Origin of the sequence: Miniphocaeibacter halophilus, from assembly GCF_016458825.1 — a bacterium.
GTDB lineage: Bacteria > Bacillota > Clostridia > Tissierellales > Peptoniphilaceae > Miniphocaeibacter > Miniphocaeibacter halophilus.
In genome coordinates, this window is the sequence record NZ_CP066744.1 from 213,309 (window position 1) to 232,883 (window position 19,575).

The following is a 19,575-nucleotide window of genomic DNA, read 5'->3' on the forward strand; positions in this document are numbered from 1 at the left end:
AACCCCTTATAAAATTAATTTACTTCCTAAAATGACAAAAGTTGGCTACTATGCCAACCTTTATTCTAGCCTTTTACCTTTTAGTGAATTACAAAGTTACTATATTACGTATTTTTATTAAAATCTGATAAAATACTTAAAACATTTTTTAAATTCTTCTTATGACCTGCCCCATAAAAAGAATTACTTCTTAAGTCTGAAGTTTCTGCTTGTTGAGCTGTTAACGCTATTATTTCATCTCCATATTTTATATAAATATTGTAATTTAAAAATTCTTCTTTTATTTCTACACTATTTATTTCTGTGTTTTTTATAACAAGACTGGTTTCTTCTTTTAAAAAACCTGTAATTGTACTAAAAGGTAACAAAATTATTTCATTTTTACATATTTGTAAAACATATATCTCTGCTGTAAACATTTTTGCTATTTTAGCACTTAAATTTTCCGGTAAATATCTTACTATTATTGAACCTTTTTCTACCGGTTCATAACCAAGATTTTTCACAAATGTAATTACTTTATTTTCTGAAGCCATTTTTCCTCCATTTTTATCATATTCAATTTTTATATTCCCTAATTCTTTTCAAAATCAAACTTTTCCAACTTCATTTGCTTATTCTTTTCCTAAATATACAGGCTATTTCTATAAAAATGTTTATAATGGTTCTCTCTTAAACATTTACGCTAATATTATTCTTTCATATATAACAAATGCCAAACATAGAACAGCTGCAAGACCTAAAAATATCAAATATGAAAGATTCTTTTTACTCCTATCATACTTATAGGTAATATATAATCTTCCAAAAGAACCAATTAATGATGCTGAAATAAGAAGATATATACTTGCAATTGACTTACCACTTGTAAATTTAAATATAAGCTCAGCAACAGCCAAAATTGCAAAAACCACTATTACAATATTATAAGATACCGCGTCAGCCTCTACTCGCATTTTCTTTTTATCAATATTATTCATAATTTCCTCCTTAAATATATTAAATATGTAAAATAATTATATTAAATATCCTTATATAAATTACTTTACTTCCTAGAATGTTCCTTTTCCTTCTTAAACTGACAAAAGTTGGCTACTATGTCAACCTTTTATCTACCTATGCCTTACTCTTTCTTTTATTTTTACCAAAGATATAGGCCATTTCTATTAAAACTAAAGCTACAACAGAAATTCCAGCAGTAATTCCTATGGACATAAGCAAATCTTCACCTTGGCAAAACTAATAAATCCTGTACTAGCTCCAAATAGAAGCCAAAATAAACTAGCAACTAAGTTTGATAAACTTTTTCCCTGTGCTGCCCTAAAAACTAAAGTTAAAATAGAAACCACTAAAATTCCTGAAACAATATAAGTTAACTTATTTATTCTCCTTAAAAATTTCTTTTTTATTTCAAACGTTTGATTATACAACAGTTTTTCTGCTTGAATACATAATAAACTATTTATTTTATAATGTCAACTATTTCATACATTTTAAAATATATTTTTATATTAATGAGAAATATTTTATCTTATTAATATAAAAACATGGCTTTTAATTTATAGATAATTGTTAATGAAAATTAAATAGAATAAAATTTTCCAATAAAAAAGATATACTAAGATAAAATTAGTATATATCGGTATTTAAATAGTATTTTAGGAGGTTGTATCATTGAGTAAATATGAAGAATTAATGAAAAACAAAAAAGAAAAAGAGAAAACAATTGAGTATATTATTGGTTCTAAAAAAATAAATGAATTAAAAAATATTAACAAATTATTAATTACTTCATTTCTTACATATTCAAATAGACTATGTTAATTAATAAAAGTATCTATAAACCTTGTTTATAGATACTTTTATTAATTATTCATATTTTTTCTTAATCAATATAAATATAAAAGTTGGGCATACTAAAGAAAAATATGTTGAAATTGCATAAAATAATAAAACATCTAAATCTATTTCAAAAGGTAATAGAAAAGGTAATACGTTACTAACAAAAATATATAATAAAAATCCTAAAAATGCACTCTCACCATATATTTTTCTTCCTCTTTCATCTTTTCCTTCCTTTGATAAATAGAAATATATTATATATATTGTCATTAATATACTTATAATAAATGATAACTTTATGAAATTATTATTGGTCATTAACTTAACAATTAATTGTTTTATCAATTCCATTAAACCACCTCTTTAAATTCAAATATATCCTCTATTCTCACACCAAAAACCTGTGCTATTGAATAGGCTAATAGTAGTGAAGGATTATATTTGTTCTTTTCCAATTGCATTATAGTCTGTCTTGAAACTCCTACTAAATCCGCTAATTCCTGTTGTGTCATTCTTTTAATTGCCCTCTGAACATGTATGGAGGACTCAAATGTATATTTATCTTTTTTTTTCGCCATAAATCCCCCTGTAATTATTTCTTATAATATGTATGAAAAATGTTTCATTTCCATTATATGATAAATAAGACTTTTAGTAAATTATTTAAATATTTTTCAAGCCCTAGTCTTTATTTTTTATTTATACTATTATAGTCTTAGGTGATTATATGAATAAGGAAAATATAAGTAATTTGAATTTGGAAATTAAAGAAAATTATGAAAATATAAACGGAATTATGGTTATAAAAAACGGAGAGGTCCTTTTAGAAGAATATTTTAATAATAAAAACAAAAATGACAGGTTTAATGTTGCCTCTGTTACCAAGTCGGTCCTTTCTGCTGCCTTTGGTATAGCCTTAGACAAGGGCTATATTAAGTCCCTAGATGATAAGGTTGTAGATTACTTTCCTGAATATGAACTAAGTAAAAATAGAACTAGGGATAAGGTTAAAATTCATGAACTACTTTCTATGACTGCTCCTTATTCCTTCCGTGGCTTTGGACAGAAGTTGGGAAAACTCATTAACAGTGAAAACTGGATAGAACATTGTCTTAGCATTTTAGGTTTAGGTGGAAATAATAGTGAATTTAAATATTCCGATGCCTCTGCCCATTTACTTTCCGGAATTATTACTAAAACGACTAGCTTAACTACCAGAGAATTTACAAACAAGTACCTTTGTTCTAAAATTTCCATGACTGAAATACCCGATGTGGAAATGAAGTCCTACAATATAAACGATATTTTATTTACCGATGAAAAAGGATGGCTAAAGGACAAACAAGGTCTTACAATCGGAGGTTGGGGATTAACCTTAACCTTAGAGGACATGGCAAAATTTGGACTGCTATATCTTAATAATGGTCTTTATAAGGGTGAGCAAATTATTTCAAAGGATTGGATAGAAAAAAGCACAAAAGATTACAGTAAGGATTATGGCTACCTTTGGTGGCTAAGAAATATAGAAAATTACAAGGCCTTTTACGCTATGGGAACAGGTGGCAATATTATTGCAGTAATTCCAAAATACGACCTGGTAATCGCTATAGCTTCTAAAGTTGTGCGAACTCCTTTAAGGGATAGATGGGATTTAATAGATAATTTTATTCTTCCCTATGTTGTTTAATATATTTTTTCCTATAATAATTTAAATTATTTGAAGTTTTTATAGCAAAAAATCCTTAGTGTTAAAAACACTAAGGATTTTTTTATCTTTTTATACGTCTGTACTATTACCTTGTTCTTCTCTATATAATTTATTGTCATAATACTTAATAAATGGAAGATAAATAATAAAAGCTACTATCACGCATATAAAGGCCAGAATTACCGCCTTAAAATCTCCACCTGTTCCAATAAAGGCACCTGTCCCCGCAGGTGATGGCCAAGGCATCTGTGCTATGATAGGTTTTACTATTTTTAATTTTGTTGCCCAATATCCTAAAGATGCTGTAGTTATTGGAGCTAAGAAAAATGGTACTGCCATAAAAGGATTGTAGACTATAGGCAATCCAAATATTATTGGCTCATTGATATTAAATATAGCAGGTCCTAATGAAGCTCTTCCTAACACTTTTAACTGCTCAGATCTCGCTAAAAAAGCAATAAAAATAGTCATTCCTAATGTAGCACCAGAACCTCCTAATACAACATATGTATTTTGAAATTCACCTGCAAATGGTATATTTGCACCTGCAGCATTTGCAGCCATATTTGATAATAACATAGGTTTTACTAATGCATCAACTATATTAGCCCCATGGATACCAACTAACCATAATGCATGTATTAAGAAGTATATTATAACTATACCTATCCATGTATCTGTTAGTTTTGTAACAAATCCAAAAGGTATTGCAATTATGTTAAATATATCTGTACCTAAAGCAACTAAAACTCCATTTATAATTAGTACTACAAAAGCAACTACAAATGTAGGTATTAATGCAGTAAATGCCCTTGATACTCCTTCAGGTACTGCATCTGGCATTTTTATTGTCCAATTTCTCTTAACACAAAAACGATAAACTAATACAGATATAACTCCCATAATAATAGCTGTAAAAATACCAGAAGTTCCTATTCTACTAACACCATCTCCAACCATTCTCCAACCATTTATAACATGTTCATCTTCTGTTACACTTTGTATTAGTGAAAATCTACCATCTACAAATACTAACTCAGGAATACACATAAAAAATGCAAATAATGATAATAACGCACCACTTACAGGATTTATATCTATATCTTCTTCGTCAGCATAAATTTTAGTTAATTCATAACCTATAACTATAGAAAAATATAATGCTAATATACCCATTGTTGCTTTATTTGCAACCATATACAAATCTTGTAGTCTAAAAACTGAAGAATCAAAAATTCCTTGTAATGCAGGAATTGTATCCGGTAGTATATTTAAAACCAAAAACATTGAACCTACAATAGTAAATGGAATACTAGCAACCCCTGCAGCCATTACGGCCCTTACCAATTTAAACTGCGCTATTTTAGCCATTGGACCCATGAATTTTTCCAAAAATCCTAAACCCTTACTCATAACTTCCTCCTTATTTTCTTATAGCTTTCTCATATTTTTTTATTCTTTCAAATTGCTTATCTTTATTTTTCTCTATAATATTTAATTTTTTTATTATCAAATAAGAAATAATAATACCTATTAATAGTCCTACCGAAACTAATAATCTTGTTTTTTGTGTAATCTTTAATATTGGAAAAATCTTTATAAATAAATTTGTCCATGATAATATAATTAATATTATATTTAAAAACAATTGTATTTTAAAATATAACTTTGTTCTTGGTAATTTATTGGTGTGATGACTATATAATTTTACATGTTCAAAAATTACAAAAACTAAAAATAAAATTAATATACAAGGTAATATAACCATAAATGATTTAGTTAAAAAAAGTGATATCAACCAATATACGTTTATAAAAAAGAAGAATGCAACTGTGTATCTAACTATTAAATACCTGTTAAAATACATGTTTTTTAAACTTAATTCCTTACCTTTTCTATCAATTATTCTCTTTTCTTTTTTGCTTAGCTTTTTTCTATTCACTCTCCAATTTTCCTACCTTTTGATATAGTACATTCATTTCAATTGCAACTTCTCTTAAAGCTATAGTAGTCATTAAATGATCTTGCGCATGTACCATTATTACATTCATATCAACTTCTTTGCCTGCTGCAAAATCCTGTAATAATTTTGTTTGTGCTCTATGAGCCTGAAGAATTTCTTCATTTGCTTCCTCTAGTTTTTTATCAGCTTCTTCATAATTCCCTTCTCTCATAAGCTTGAAGCCCTCATGTATAATAGTTCTTGCTTGTCCACTATGAATTATTATTTCAAATGAAACTACTTCTGTATCATCTTCTGTCTTTTCAATTTTTTCTTCATGATTGTTATTTTCCATACTAAACTCCTTTATATAAATATAATTTTGAGTAGTTATTAAATACTATTTAATAACTACTCAGTAAATAAATTAGATGTTATTTTCAATAAGCTTAGCTAATTTTTCAACCCCCGTAGGTATAGGTACATAAGCATCAAATGGAATATTTACAATTTCTTTATTTGATTTTTTAGCCATAGTATTCAAACTATCATAATTCATTTTAGCTTGAGGACTTAATAAATATACATCATATTCATCTTTTTCAATTTGTTTTTTTCCTTCTCCTACAGAAGAAGCATCTACTTGAATTTCTTCTCCCTTATTTTTAAAATAATCTGTTGTTTTTTTTGCCATAACTGACGAAGACATTGCTCCTACGCAAATAATTACTGCTTTTTTCATATTATCCCTCCTAATATTATATTTTTAAATTAAAGATTTTCACCATTGGATTCTATTACTTCTTTATACCAATAGAATGAATCTTTTTTACTTCTTTTCAATGTACCTTTACCTTGGTTATCTTTATCAACATAAATAAATCCATATCTTTTTTCCATTTCACCAGTACCTGCAGAAACTAAATCTATAAATCCCCAAGGTGTATATCCTATTAAATTAACTCCATCTTCGATAACTGCTAATTTCATTTGTTCAATATGAGCTTTTAGATACTCTATTCTATAATCATCATGTATTGATCCGTCCTCTTCAACTTTATCGTAAGCACCAAAGCCATTTTCTACTATAAATAGCGGTAAATTATACATATCTGTAAACCAATTTAGTGAATATCTTAACCCTACAGGATCAATTTGCCATCCCCAATCACTAGCTTTTACATATTCATTTTTAACTATGTCTTTACTTTCATCATAGTCAAAAAATTTATTAGATTCTTTATGTTCTACAACTTTTGACATATAGTAACTAAAACCTATGTAATCAACCACACCATTTTCCAACTCTTCTTTATCTTTTTCAGTAAAATCTAATTTAATTCCTTTTCTATTTAAATATCTTAAAATATGATTTGGATAACTTCCATGAACATGAACATCTGTAAAATAATATCTTTTTTCCATTGCTTTTTGAGCCATTAATACATCTTCCGGTTTACATGTCTTTGGATATAAAGGAACCATTGCAATCATACATCCAATTTCAAAATCCGGATTAATTTTTTTACCTAATATAACTGCTCTCGCACTAGCAACTAACTCATAATGTGCTGCTTGGTACATTATAGCTTCTCTATTTTCTCCCTCTTTATAAACTATTCCAGAATTTGTAAATGGAGCAAAATCTTCATTAAAGTTTGCTTGATTATTAATTTCATTAAATGTCATCCAATACTTCACTTTATCCTTATATCTTTCAAAGCAAACCTTTGCAAAGCGTACAAAAAATTCTATGGTTTTTCTATTTCTAAAACCACCATATTCTATCACCAAATGGTAAGGCATTTCAAAATGAGATAATGTTACTATCGGTTCTATACCATTTTTTAAACATTCATCAAATAAATCGTCATAAAATTTCAATCCTTCATCATTTGGCTCTAACTCGTCACCTTTTGGAAAAATTCTAGTCCAAGCAATGGAAGTTCTAAAACACTTAAGTCCTAAATCGGCAAATAATGCTATGTCTTCTTTATATTTATGATAAAAATCTATAGCTTCATGATTTGGATAATTTTTCCCTGGTATAACTCCATCTGTAATTTCCCTAGGCTTATTAACGGAGCCTACAGTCATTACGTCTGCAACACTAATACCTTTTCCTCCTTCTTTCCAACCACCTTCTAATTGATGTGCTGCAACTGCACCTCCCCATAAAAAACCTTCTGGCAATTTATTTTTCATAATCTCCCCCTTATTTGCTGTAATCAACGATTGTACAGCTCGTTAATTTAGTAAAGTCATCTGATTAAAACTCCAAATACTAAGAATAAAACAAAATTTTACTATTTGTTATGCAAAGTCATCTTATGTATTTATAATTATATTATACATCTTTTCTATATAAAAATCATTAATTAAGATTATTATAATAAAAACTAAATATATTTTATATAATAGATTAAGTATATTCTATTGCTTAATAACAATAAATATAACAAAAAAAAGCATATAGAATATTCTATATGCCTTATTAATGTAAAAATTTTATGCTTTTCCTATTGAGCCGAAAATTTCCATTTTTTCTTTTACTGTATCTTTTATAGCTTGAGTTCCCGGTGCAAGTAATTTTCTAGGGTCAAAGCCTTTACCTTCTTTGTCCTTACCTGCTTCTATATATTTTCTAGTTGCAGCTGCAAATGCTAATTGACATTCTGTATTAACATTGATTTTAGAAACTCCTAATGTTATAGCTTCCTTTATCATATCTGTTGGTATTCCTGTACCACCGTGTAATACTAATGGTAATTTACCAACTTCTTTTTGTATTTCTGCTAAAACATCAAAGTTTAATCCTTGCCAATTTTCAGGATATACTCCATGAATGTTTCCAATTCCTGCTGCTAGAAAATCAATTCCTAAGTCAGCTATCATTTTACATTCTGCCGGGTCTGCAAATTCACCAGTACCAACAACACCGTCTTCTTCTCCACCTATTGAACCAACTTCTGCTTCAACAGATATTTCTTTACTGTGTGCAAGGTTAACAATATCTTTTGTTTTTTCAACATTTTCATCTATTGAATAATGTGAACCGTCAAACATTACTGAAGTAAAGCCAGCTTCTATTGCCTTTTTAGCTCCTTCGTATGAACCATGGTCTAAATGAATAGCTACAGGAACTGTTATTCCCATTTCTTCTACCATTCCTTCTACCATTTTTACTACGGTTTTATAACCTGTCATATATTTTCCAGCACCTTCAGATACTCCAAGTATTACCGGTGATTTTAATTCTTGTGCTGTTTCTAATATTGCTTTTGTCCATTCTAGGTTATTAATATTAAATTGACCTACTGCATAATGACCTTCTAAAGCTTTGTCTAACATTTCTTTTGCTGATACTAGCATTGATTAAATACCCCCTAAAATTAAATACGATTACCATATTATTATAAGTCTTAACATAAATATTATATCATAATTATATATTAATAAAAAACTATTCGTTATTTCTTTTTTTAGCAGCACCATATATTAAACCTGTTATAACTGCACCTATTAATACTGATGCTATAAATAATAAAGCTTTCATTGCTGAATCCATTACAGGAACAACGAATATTCCTCCATGAGGAGCTGGTGAGGATATTCCAAATAACTGTGTTAAACCACCTGCTACTGCTGAACCAACTATTGATGAACCTATAACTCTTAGAGGATCTGCCGCTGCAAAAGGTATTGCTCCCTCTGTTATAAATGATAGTCCAAGAAAATAATTAGTAAAACCCGATTGTTTTTCTTTTTCTGTAAATTTATTTCTAAAAAATATTGTAGATGCTAAAGCTATTCCTAATGGTGGAACCATTCCTCCAGCCATTGATGAGGCCATAAATGTTCCATCGCCTATTGTTGCAAGTACTCCTGTTGAAAATACATAAGAAGCCTTGTTTACCGGTCCTCCCATATCTACAGCCATCATTCCACCAAGTAATACTCCAAGTAAAACCTTATTTGTAGTTCCTAGTCCTTTTAAGAAAGTATTTACTGCATTATTAATAACTACGAATACAGGATTTACTGCTATATACATGACAAAACCCGTTAATAATAAACCTAATACAGGATAAATTAACATTGGTTTTAATCCTTCAAAGGATTTTGGCATTTTAGAAGTCATTTTTTTAAGTAATAGTATTGAATACCCTGCTACAAACCCTCCTACTAATGCTCCTAAAAAACCTGCTCCTGCTTGGTTTTCGGCTGCTTCAATAAAACTAAAACCACTGCTTGCCATAATACCTGCTACCATACCTGGCATTAATGCCGGTCTATCAGCAATACTATAGGCAATATAACCTGCTAATATTGGAAGTAGAAAATTAAAAGCATTTCCACCTAAAGTATTTAAAAATATAAATGGGGTTGATTGGTTTCCTAAGGTTCTTTCAAATAGGAAGGACAAGGCCATTAAGATTCCCCCACCTACTACAAATGGAAGCATATGGGAAACTCCGTTCATTATGTCCTTATAAATTCTACTACCTATTCCCTGATCTTTTTTACTGTCCTCATCTTCAGACTGTGACTGTGATTTTTTATATATTGGAATATTTCCTTCCAATATCTTATTTATTAATCTTTCCGGTTTGTTTATTGCTTCTGAAACAGGTGTTTCAATGACTTTCTTACCACTAAATCTATTCGTTTCTACTTTTGTGTCAGCAGATACAATTACTCCAATAGCCTTATTGATATCTTCTTTCGTTAATTTATTTTTAACACCATCCGAACCGTTTGTTTCTACCTTTATATTAACTCCTAATTTTTCAGCTTTTTCTTCCAAGGCTTCCTGTGCCATGTAAGTATGAGCTATACCTGTTGGACAAGCTGTTACTGCTACTATAAAAGGCTTATTCCTATCTTCTATTGTTTGTTCTGTTTTAGCTTTTTCTTCCTGTTCTTCATCAATAATCTTTAATACTTCTTCTGGAGTTTTTGCATTTTTTAACTTTTCGACAAAGTCCTCTTTAAGTATTAATTTTGATAATTTAGCCAATGTTTCTATATGGGTTTCATTCGCTCCTGCTGGTGCTGCAATCATAAAAAACAAATAGCTTAATTCCCCGTCTAAAGACTCAAAATCTAAACCATTGTCTGATTTTGCAAATACAACTGCAGGAGTATTTACTACTGAAGTCTTTGCATGAGGCATTGCTACACCTTTTCCCAAAGCAGTTGATGAAGCTTTCTCTCTATTCATTATTTCATTTTTAAATACTTCTTTATTTGAAATAATATTATATAAATATAATTGATCTATCATTTCATCTATAACTGATTCTTTTGTTGAAGATTTTAAATTCATTATTATTAAATCTTTTTTTAATAAATCTCTAATTTCCATAATAGCTCCTTTATTTTTTTATTAATGTAACTTTACTATACATTTCCTCTATAAATTTTCTACTACCTATATCTTCTGAAAAAGCTGTTGCTGTTCCAGATGCTACTGCCCACTTAAATGATTCTTCTACTGAAAGTTCGTTTTCTATACCAAATATAAAACCGCCTACCATAGAATCCCCTGCACCAACACTGTTTACTAATTTCCCTTTAATTGCCGGAGCGTATATCGACATGAATTTATTAACAAATACTGCTCCTTGTGCACCTAAAGAAACTATTACATTTTTAGCTCCTAGGTCTAATAGTTTTTTTCCATAAATAATTATTTCTTCAAGACTATTTACTTCTACATCAAATAAATCCTCTAGTTCTTTTTTATTTGGTTTAATTAAAAAAGGTTTGTACTTTAAAACCCTAAGTAACTTTTTTCCTGTAGTGTCAATAATAAACTGAATATTTTTTTTATTTAATTCAACTACTATTCTTTCATAGAAATCATTACTTAAAGAATTTGGAATACTGCCTGATAAAACAACTAAATCATCTTCTTTAATATTTTTAATTTTTCCAAAAAAATCATTTTCTTCTTCTGGTCTTATTTTCGGACCTTTTGCATTGATTTCCGTTTCTATTTTTGTTTTGAGTTTTACATTTATTCTTGAATCATCTTTTATTTTTGTAAAATCCGTTCCTATTCCTATTTCCTTTAAAGATTTTTCTATAAAATCTCCTGTAAATCCACCAACAAAACCTATATTATGTGAATTAATACCTAAATTGTTTAAAAGTTTCGATACCATAATTCCCTTTCCACCGGGAATTTTCATTTCATAATGAGACCTATTTGTTTCACCTTCTTTAAAGTTTAAAACTTTCACAATATAGTCAATAGAAGGATTTAATGTTGTTGTATAAATCATCTTAAGCTCCTAGTATTTTAGCTTTCTTCTTAATTTCATCACTTATCTTACCTATATCATTTGTTATAATAGTTCCTTGTCTTAGTTCTGCTATTTTAGAAAAATATACCTTTCCAAATTTAGTTTCATCTGCAAGAATATATGCTTTTAAGGAATTTTCTATTGCTTTGCTTTTAATACTGGCTTCTTCAATATCCGGTGTCGTTACACCATACTCAACATCTATTCCATTTGCTCCTATAAAGGCCTTGGAAAAATTAACTGTCTTTAAATTGTTTAAAGCAATAGAACCTACTAGAGCCTTTGTAGATTTTTTTATATGACCACCTATTAAATAGGAGTTAATATTATATTTCATTAGTTCTTCAAGATGCATTAGTCCGTTAGTTACTACTGTAATATTTTTATCTTGTAAATATGGAATTAATTCGAAAGTTGTTGTACCGGCGTCTAAAAATATAAAGTCCTTTTCTTCTATTAATATAGAAGCTATTTTAGCTATTTGTTTCTTTTCTTTTATTCTTGAAACAAATTTTTCCTCTGCTGTGTCCTCTTTTACCTCTATTTTTTTTAGTACTGCTCCACCATGTACACGGTTTAATATTCCTTCTTCTTCTAAAACGTCTAAATCCCGTCTTATTGTTGCTTCACTTACATCTAATAATTTAACTAGTTCCTTATTGGAAACTGTACTTTTTTCTTCTAACTGCTTTATAATTAACTTTGCTCTTTCTTCAAATAACATTTTATCTACCTCTTTATTAAAGTATACCATCATTTTCTATCATTATCAATCATTTTCTTTCAAGTTTTAAAAGATTTTCCATCATTTCCGCTCATTTTTCAAATAATTTTCAAATTATTTTAATATGATATAATTTAATAAAATATTTAAGGGAGATTATTATGAATGATTTAGAAAGTATAAGAAAAGAAATTGACAAAGTTGATAAAGAAATTATTACTTTGTTTGAAAAAAGAATGGATCTTGTTAAATATGTTGTAGACTATAAAATAAAAAATAATATGAAGGTTTTAGATTCTAGTAGGGAAAACTTAATTATTGAAAAAAATAAAAATTTATTGCAAAACAAAGAATACAGTCAATATTTAGAAGATTTTTTTAAATCATTAATGGATATTAGCAAAGATATACAAGAAAAAATTTTAAAGGAAAACATTAATGAATAAAATTTTTAATACTATTGGTGTTTTTAATATTACAAATAACTTAAAATTCGATAAAAAATACCCTGTTATTCTTGGTAGTTCCTCCCCTAGAAGAATTGAATTACTTAAAGAAATTACAAGGGATTTTAAGATTATTAAACCAAATGTTAACGAGAAAGAAATACTGTTAAAATCCTTTAATGATAATATAAAATTGGACTTTTTAGAGGATTCCTTTATTTCCTGTAGTGAAATTGCCTTAGCAAAGGCCAAAAACATATATAAAAACAATAAAAATTCTCTTATTATTTCCGCTGATACCATTGTTGTAACAGAAGATAAAATTTTTGGTAAACCTAAGAGTAAAGAAGATGCTTTTTTAAGTTTAAAATCATTTTTAGGAAAATTTCATTATATTGCAACTTCTGTATGTCTTTTTATAGATGAAAATAATTACGACTTATTTTATTCTGTATCTGCAGTTAAATTTGTAGAGGAAACAAAATTTTCTTTAAATTATATTAAGAAATATGTTTCTTCTGAACGACCAATGGACAAGGCCGGTTCTTATGGAGTACAAGAAGTTGGAACTTATTTAGTAGATAGTGTTTATGGTGATTATTATAATATTGTCGGCTTTCCGGTTGTAGAGGTTAGAAGGAGAATATATGAAAATTTTAGTTAGTTCTTGTTTACTAGGCTGTAAATGCAGGTATGATGGTAAGGAGCAAAAAGTAAATATTTCTAATTTTATTTCCAATGACTTTTGCCTCATTCCTTTTTGTCCTGAACAAGCCGGTGGATTGCCAACTCCTAGAATTCCTTGTGAAATAGTTGGTGATAAAATTATAAATAAAAATGGTAAAGACAAAACCAATGAATTTATTAAAGGTGCCAATGAAGCTTTAGATCTATGTAAATTATTTAATATTAAACATGCAATTTTAAAATCTAAAAGCCCTTCTTGTGGTTTCGGAAAGATTTACGATGGAACTTTTTCAAATAATTTAATTAATGGAAATGGCATTACAGCTAATTTATTAAACAATAATGGCATAAAAATTTATAATGAAAATAATTTAAAAAATATAATAACTGTAAAATAAAATTATTTTAAAGGCAGGTTTTACCTGTTTTCTAGTCTATTTTAAATATTGATAATATTAAATTTATATTTTATAGTAAATATTTATTCAATGTTTAATTTAATTGACAATCATTATCAATAAGTCTATAATAGTATTTAGATATTAACTCATAAATTACACCCCTTGTAATTAAGATATCTAAATATGGATCCCCTATCCATAACTTAAAAGCAGACTCCCCTGTCTGCTTTTTTATTTTGTCTTTTGTAGCGTACGAAATACAAAACTACCTGCAATAAGATAACTCCAAAAATTTGGACTTTTTCCAGAACGGATTTATCGCTCTGGTTTTTTTATATTATATTGTAGCTAATTTTATTTAATTATTTTGAAAGACTCACATCAAGAGCAAAATCGAATCTACCTTGACCTATGGCTTTCAAAATAATACCACAGCTATGTTGCAGATAATTATTCTCTATACTCTACTGGACTTAACAATCCAAATCTCTCTTTTATCCTTAGTTCATTACAGTATTTTATATATTTTATTATTACTTCTATTTTTTTAAATCATATCCTTTAACCGATTATTTTAAAATAAAATTTTAATTTATAGTAAATATTATCCAATATTTCCTTTAATTGACAACCCTTATTAATAGTTTTATGGTTTTTTTAGTTAATAACTTATAGATTACACCCCCTTGTAATTAAAAATATCTAAATATCGACCCCCTGTCCAAATACTAAAAGGCAGACCATTTCTGATCTGCCTTTTTATATTACTTATAAATAATCTAGTAGGACTCAATTAAAAAAACTTTGAAAATTTTTACAATAAATATGTCGTATCTTTTTTATTTGCAATAGAATAAATATTTTACGGTTTTACAAACTCTACTGCAGTATTAAATTTATCTAAATATGTTACACCACTACTTGAACCTAATAATATATCTGTTATTTGACACGATTTAACGGAAATAAATCTACCATTTTCGTAATGGCTATCATATTGGTGAATAATCTTTTCATTTCCCTTTGAATCTTTTCCTAAATATAAAGTAACATGACCTTTCATATATAATGCTGTACCAACTGGAAGAGATTTAACTTTCTCAATCTTATTCTTTCTGGATAATCCACTTAAGTTAGTTCTTTTTGTATACTTCATATTTTCTTGATCCCTTGTATTTCTAGACATTTTAATTCCAAAAGATTTATAAACATCTTGAACAAAAGAAGAACAATCATGAGCATTATTAGAACCACCCCAACCATAAACTTCCCCTTTAAATTTCAAAGCTTGTTTTACAATATTTGCAGTTGTATAGGCTATATATCCTCTATTTGTTCCTACTTCGGGAATATTGTTTTCATACACTTCTAAATTACCATTCTTTGCTACATTTGGGATTAATACATTATTATTAGAAATTGGTATTGCCGTCCCCATATCAAAATATTTATCTTTAATTTGAATTTGTTTATCTATTACTACTTCTTTTTCCAAATTCTTATAGTTTCTAATATTCTCTTTGTCTTCTATTCCAATATAATCTTTAAAAATCCAACCCTTATAATTCTCTGTTATTCCAAAAATCCAATTACCATCCTTACTATAATGAAGAATTAAAACTGGATCCCATGGATTTAAAGCTGTTTCTGTAAAAAAATCATGGCTTCCCCCACTTGTTCTATTTTCATCCCATGTTGGAAAAGTCCTTAACAATGTCCTCTCTGTTACTATTCCAAATGCTAATTCTTTTTGATCTCTTACATTTTCTAAATTTAAATTATTCTTCCAATTATTTTTAGTTTTTTGACTATGTTTATTGTTGTTTTTACCGTAGGAGTTATTCGGAACTTTAGATAGATCGTTTATCATAGATATAATTTCATTTTTACTATATGTCTTATTTATATTCAAAACATCATTCATATCATTGTTCTGTTGAATATTCTTTCTATTAAAATCCTTTATTTCTTCTTCTGTCATTATAATTTCCCTACTATAATTATTAATTTTATCCCAGATATAAAATTCCTCTGGAATATTAATTCCCTTTATTTCATCTATAACAGTATCTGAAATAGAACCTGTTCCTCCTACCACTATTATTTGTCCTGCCTTTTTAACATACTCCTTAACTTCTTTGTCTATGGAATTTCTCGCTGTTAACAATATAGGTGCATTGTATTTTTTGCTAAGTGAAATAGCAGATAAAGCATCAGGATAAGATTCACCACTTGCTAATATAACAGTTGTTACCTCATTTCCCTTTTCTTTGGCAATTTCTAAAGATGTTTTATACCTATTTGTACCCATTAATCTTTTACCACTAATGTTACCAACATTTAATCCACCAAAAATATATTGAATATTAGAATTTTCAGTCAATTCCTCTTTATATCCATCAGTTAATAATAAAGCCAATTCCTTTTCTGCAATAATCCCTCCTGCTGAAATAGCATCTGGAAAATTATTACCATTTGTAATTCCTATATTGTTTGAAGCTCCTAATTTTATCATTTCCTCTTTAACTTCATAAGAAGTATAGTATCTGTCCTTACCTGAAATTCTACTTACTTCATATTCTTTATTAAGTTTATTAAAAATACTACTAGAAATAGCATTTTCTCCACCAATAATATATATTTTTTTAGGGTTTAATCTTTTAATTTCAGTATAGGTATCCTCATTTAAATATTTTGACTCTGTTAATAATAAAGGTGAATTTAAATAAGATGCCAATCCCCCAGCTGAAACTGCATCCGGATAATTTTCTCCTGTTACCAAGACTACATATTCATTTTTCTCGTAATTATATTTACTTATTTCCACAGATGTTTTATACCTATTAGTTCCAGAAATTCTTTCAATTTTACTACTTCCATAAGAAACATTTTCTTGAAATACAAGTATAGTAACTATTGTTATAAATAAAAAGATTTTTTTCATATTCCACCTAAATTCTTTTAATTTCCAATGGATCATTAATTATCTTATCTGCTCCATATTCTTCTAATTCATCTCTTTTTCTAAATCCCCAGGTTACTCCTACAGCATAGACTTCTACATTTTTAGCTGTTAGCATATCGGTAGAAGTATCTCCAAAATATGCTATTTCTTCTTTCTTTAAATCTAAATCCCTTATTAATTTTTCCATCATATATGGATTTGGTTTTCTTGGAGTGTTTTCATCTAGTCCAATTATATAATCGAAGTAATTTTCTCCAAAATTATTCTCTAAAACATTTTTTGCTGCTTTTAAAGGTTTGTTTGTACAAACTGCGATTTTTTTGTTGTTTTCCTTTAAATATTCTAAGGATTCTCTTATTCCTTTATAAACTTCCGTATAATCGTCGTCTATATTATTATAGCTATTTAGATAATTAGAATGTAATTTTTTAATAATATTTTCTTTTTCTTCATTGGAATAAGTAAGGTTATCCCTTTCCATTATATAGGCCAATGCTCTTTCTGTAAGTATTCTAGGACCATCTCCTACAAAATATTTAAATAGTTCAACCTTTGCCGGTTTATAGCCTAGCTTTATTAATTCTTCATTAAAACAATCTGCTATTGTGTTTAAACTGTCAATAATTGTTCCGTCTAAATCAAAAACATATGCTTTATACATGTAACACCTTCCTTTTATATATTATTCCCTACTAATTTATAAGAACCTACTTAAATGTATATACAAAAAAGTAGGTTCTTTTCACTTTATTCTTTATTTTTAATTGTATATATACCTATTCCTATTGCTATTGGTAAATTTAACGAATCTACTTCACTACTTTGCTCTATTATAATTTTCTCAATATCATTTCTATAGTATTCTTTTCCTAAACCCGAGCCTTCATTTCCAAATATTAATGAATATGGCTTTACTATGGTGGTGTTTAAAACATTTTTTGAGCCTTCATCTAATATAAAAGCATATTTATTGTTATTGAATTTTTTAATATAGTCCTCTATGGTTTTAAAATATTCAAATCTAATTTTAAACAAAGCCCCCATACTTCCTCTTATTACCTTAGGATTAAAAATATCACAACTATTTCCAATTAAGGCTAAATCCTTAATACCAAAGGCAACCATTGTTCTTATAATAGTTCCTAAATTTCCCATATCGCTTATATTATCAAGAACTAAATGGTTACCTTCTTTAATTTTTTCATCATATTTTTTTAATACACCGGCAACATATATTTTCTTTTTATTCCCTATTCTATCTAATGTTCTAGGTTCAAAGGAAAAAGGGATGCTGTTTTCATTTAAAATTGAAATTATTTTATCTAATTCATTAAATTTTTCCGATAAAATAACCCTGTCCACTAATTCCGGTCTACTATTTATTAGCTCAAAGGTTGGAAAAGGTCCTAATGTATAGGTATAAGTAAATTCTTTTTTATACTGTTTTAGTTTTTCCATAAATCCTACTCACTAAAAGCCCACATTTTTTTAACTTCTTCTTTGAAAGAATCAAAATCCCAAGTTTTTTCACTATTTCCCAAATTATTCGGATCATATATTTTTAAATTGTTATTATCATCATTACCTACTATTAACATAACGTGAGATACTGTTGTAAATGTTCCAGGTCCTACTGAAATTATTACCGGATTACCCTTATCCAATTCAGTTAGTAAGGCTTCTTTGTCAATTTCTAATTCCTTAATATCTAAATTATATTCCCTAGCAATGAAGGGATAAATATCCCAGCCTGTTCCATAATCACCTACATGTCCATTATTAATGGCTATATCTGCAATTTCATCGGGAGTTATATTATATCCTAGTAAACCCGATAACATCATAGCTAAAGAAGTTGGTGCACAACCGGCACTTCCAATTACGCCTGAGCCATATTCTTTATATCCCCATCTTTGATCCCATTGAATATAATAAGGATAATCTACATCTTTATATATTTTATTTGGATAATTAAGTTTATATTTTATTGAAGTATCGGCAAATTTTGCAACAAAATCGATAGTTTGTGGATTAGTTCCAGCCATCTTCAACAAGTCTTCCGGAATTCTGTCAATATTTTCTAAAATTACTGAAGCATTTTCATTGACTTTTTTAGCTTTTTCTATATTTGCCTTCCATCCTTTTTCATCTGTTGCTTCTGAATATTCCACATCTATATTATTATTTCTTTTATTTTTTTCATCATCTTCTCTATCATATTCACTAGTACCTATTAGTCTTGTAAATCTATTGTCACTGTCGTCGCCATTTCCAAGTGAAAAAATATTTACTGCTAATACTACTATTACTATAATAATTATTATTAAGAAAAGCCTGTTTCTCATGATTTGTCTTTTTCTTTTCTTATAAGCTTTTCCTGATAGTTTTTTTCTACTCATTTAATCCTCCTCAAAGTAATATTTTACTACATTTTCACAAATTTTTCTTCTTTATATAATAACTATTAAAATTAAGCGAGTTATTGCAACAAAGTATTTGAAAACAACTTGGCTCATTAGTATAATTTAAGTAGGCTATATATATTTACT

At 28.0% G+C, this 19,575-nt stretch carries 23 protein-coding genes; 5 read left to right on the forward strand and 18 right to left on the reverse strand.

Annotation, left to right across the window (positions count from 1 at the left end):
• Nucleotides 1-104: 104 nt before the first annotated feature.
• Nucleotides 105-536, reverse strand: coding sequence for a hypothetical protein (locus JFY71_RS01055; RefSeq protein WP_243661199.1), 432 nt, complete (start codon nt 534-536; stop codon nt 105-107).
• Nucleotides 537-680: 144 nt separating this feature from the next.
• Complete coding sequence (locus JFY71_RS01060; protein WP_243661200.1) at nt 681-980, reverse strand: DUF6442 family protein; 300 nt, start codon at nt 978-980, stop codon at nt 681-683.
• Nucleotides 981-1,674: 694 nt separating this feature from the next.
• Here JFY71_RS01060 and JFY71_RS01065 point away from each other — a divergent pair.
• Nucleotides 1,675-1,824: a hypothetical protein gene (locus JFY71_RS01065; RefSeq protein ID WP_243661201.1), complete on the forward strand. Its 150-nt coding sequence runs from the start codon at nt 1,675-1,677 to the stop codon at nt 1,822-1,824.
• A gap of 45 nt (nt 1,825-1,869) precedes the next feature.
• Here the strand turns inward: JFY71_RS01065 and JFY71_RS01070 are convergent, their stop codons facing one another.
• Complete coding sequence (locus tag JFY71_RS01070) at nt 1,870-2,193, reverse strand: hypothetical protein (protein ID WP_243661202.1); 324 nt, start codon at nt 2,191-2,193, stop codon at nt 1,870-1,872.
• Nucleotides 2,193-2,420 (reverse strand): helix-turn-helix transcriptional regulator, encoded by a 228-nt coding sequence (locus JFY71_RS01075; protein ID WP_243661203.1) that lies wholly within the window; start codon nt 2,418-2,420, stop codon nt 2,193-2,195. Before JFY71_RS01075 ends, JFY71_RS01070 begins: the two co-directional genes overlap by 1 nt.
• Before the next feature lie 149 nt (nt 2,421-2,569).
• Between JFY71_RS01075 and JFY71_RS01080 the strand changes: the two genes are divergently transcribed.
• The gene (locus JFY71_RS01080) at nt 2,570-3,529 is read left to right on the forward strand and encodes a serine hydrolase domain-containing protein (protein WP_243661204.1); all 960 of its coding nucleotides are present in this window, start codon (nt 2,570-2,572) and stop codon (nt 3,527-3,529) included.
• A 90-nt stretch (nt 3,530-3,619) separates the two neighbouring features.
• On the opposite strand, the gene celB is transcribed toward JFY71_RS01080, so the two are convergent.
• The 9 genes from celB to JFY71_RS01125 all read right to left on the reverse strand — a co-directional run bounded on the left by celB (nt 3,620) and on the right by JFY71_RS01125 (nt 12,527).
• Nucleotides 3,620-4,963: a PTS cellobiose transporter subunit IIC gene (gene celB / locus JFY71_RS01085; RefSeq protein WP_243661205.1), complete on the reverse strand. Its 1,344-nt coding sequence runs from the start codon at nt 4,961-4,963 to the stop codon at nt 3,620-3,622.
• A 10-nt stretch (nt 4,964-4,973) separates the two neighbouring features.
• Nucleotides 4,974-5,492: a hypothetical protein gene (locus JFY71_RS01090; RefSeq protein ID WP_243661206.1), complete on the reverse strand. Its 519-nt coding sequence runs from the start codon at nt 5,490-5,492 to the stop codon at nt 4,974-4,976.
• Entirely contained in the window at nt 5,485-5,847 is a 363-nt protein-coding gene (locus JFY71_RS01095) for a PTS cellobiose transporter subunit IIA (protein WP_243661207.1), read from the reverse strand. Before JFY71_RS01095 ends, JFY71_RS01090 begins: the two co-directional genes overlap by 8 nt.
• A 72-nt stretch (nt 5,848-5,919) precedes the next feature.
• On the reverse strand, nt 5,920-6,234 hold the full coding sequence (locus JFY71_RS01100) for a PTS cellobiose transporter subunit IIB (protein ID WP_243661208.1): 315 nt from the start codon (nt 6,232-6,234) through the stop codon (nt 5,920-5,922).
• Nucleotides 6,235-6,263: 29 nt separating this feature from the next.
• Complete coding sequence (locus tag JFY71_RS01105; RefSeq protein ID WP_243661209.1) at nt 6,264-7,697, reverse strand: 6-phospho-beta-glucosidase; 1,434 nt, start codon at nt 7,695-7,697, stop codon at nt 6,264-6,266.
• 303 nt (nt 7,698-8,000) lie between these two features.
• Complete coding sequence (gene fba, locus JFY71_RS01110) at nt 8,001-8,864, reverse strand: class II fructose-1,6-bisphosphate aldolase (RefSeq protein WP_243661210.1); 864 nt, start codon at nt 8,862-8,864, stop codon at nt 8,001-8,003.
• A 91-nt stretch (nt 8,865-8,955) separates the two neighbouring features.
• Entirely contained in the window at nt 8,956-10,860 is a 1,905-nt protein-coding gene (locus JFY71_RS01115; protein ID WP_243661211.1) for a PTS fructose transporter subunit IIABC, read from the reverse strand.
• Between the two features lie 10 nt (nt 10,861-10,870).
• Nucleotides 10,871-11,782: a 1-phosphofructokinase gene (gene pfkB, locus JFY71_RS01120; RefSeq protein WP_243661212.1), complete on the reverse strand. Its 912-nt coding sequence runs from the start codon at nt 11,780-11,782 to the stop codon at nt 10,871-10,873.
• Between the two features lies 1 nt (nt 11,783).
• Complete coding sequence (locus tag JFY71_RS01125) at nt 11,784-12,527, reverse strand: DeoR/GlpR family DNA-binding transcription regulator (protein ID WP_243661213.1); 744 nt, start codon at nt 12,525-12,527, stop codon at nt 11,784-11,786.
• Nucleotides 12,528-12,688: 161 nt separating this feature from the next.
• Here JFY71_RS01125 and JFY71_RS01130 point away from each other — a divergent pair, with 161 nt between their 5' ends.
• The 3 genes from JFY71_RS01130 to JFY71_RS01140 are packed head-to-tail and all read left to right on the forward strand — an operon-like array spanning nt 12,689 to nt 14,058.
• Nucleotides 12,689-12,973, forward strand: a complete 285-nt coding sequence (locus JFY71_RS01130) for a chorismate mutase (protein WP_243661214.1) — start codon at nt 12,689-12,691, stop codon at nt 12,971-12,973.
• Nucleotides 12,966-13,637: a nucleoside triphosphate pyrophosphatase gene (locus JFY71_RS01135; RefSeq protein ID WP_243661215.1), complete on the forward strand. Its 672-nt coding sequence runs from the start codon at nt 12,966-12,968 to the stop codon at nt 13,635-13,637. The genes JFY71_RS01130 and JFY71_RS01135 overlap by 8 nt, the downstream gene beginning before the upstream one ends.
• Complete coding sequence (locus JFY71_RS01140; protein ID WP_243661216.1) at nt 13,621-14,058, forward strand: 2-thiouracil desulfurase family protein; 438 nt, start codon at nt 13,621-13,623, stop codon at nt 14,056-14,058. The genes JFY71_RS01135 and JFY71_RS01140 overlap by 17 nt, the downstream gene beginning before the upstream one ends.
• 453 nt (nt 14,059-14,511) lie before the next feature.
• Here JFY71_RS01140 and JFY71_RS12155 read toward each other — a convergent pair whose 3' ends face one another.
• The 5 genes from JFY71_RS12155 to JFY71_RS01160 all read right to left on the reverse strand — a co-directional run bounded on the left by JFY71_RS12155 (nt 14,512) and on the right by JFY71_RS01160 (nt 19,425).
• Nucleotides 14,512-14,604: an IS3 family transposase gene (locus tag JFY71_RS12155; RefSeq protein WP_420846434.1), complete on the reverse strand. Its 93-nt coding sequence runs from the start codon at nt 14,602-14,604 to the stop codon at nt 14,512-14,514.
• Nucleotides 14,605-14,923: 319 nt separating this feature from the next.
• The gene (locus tag JFY71_RS01145; protein WP_243661217.1) at nt 14,924-17,005 is read right to left on the reverse strand and encodes a cell wall-binding repeat-containing protein; all 2,082 of its coding nucleotides are present in this window, start codon (nt 17,003-17,005) and stop codon (nt 14,924-14,926) included.
• A 7-nt stretch (nt 17,006-17,012) separates the two neighbouring features.
• A complete protein-coding gene (locus JFY71_RS01150) occupies nt 17,013-17,687 on the reverse strand; it encodes an HAD family hydrolase (RefSeq protein ID WP_243661218.1) in 675 nt (224 codons plus the stop codon).
• An 86-nt stretch (nt 17,688-17,773) separates the two neighbouring features.
• A complete protein-coding gene (locus tag JFY71_RS01155; protein WP_243661219.1) occupies nt 17,774-18,484 on the reverse strand; it encodes a TrmH family RNA methyltransferase in 711 nt (236 codons plus the stop codon).
• A gap of 5 nt (nt 18,485-18,489) precedes the next feature.
• A complete protein-coding gene (locus JFY71_RS01160; RefSeq protein ID WP_243661220.1) occupies nt 18,490-19,425 on the reverse strand; it encodes a C39 family peptidase in 936 nt (311 codons plus the stop codon).
• Nucleotides 19,426-19,575: the final 150 nt, after the last annotated feature.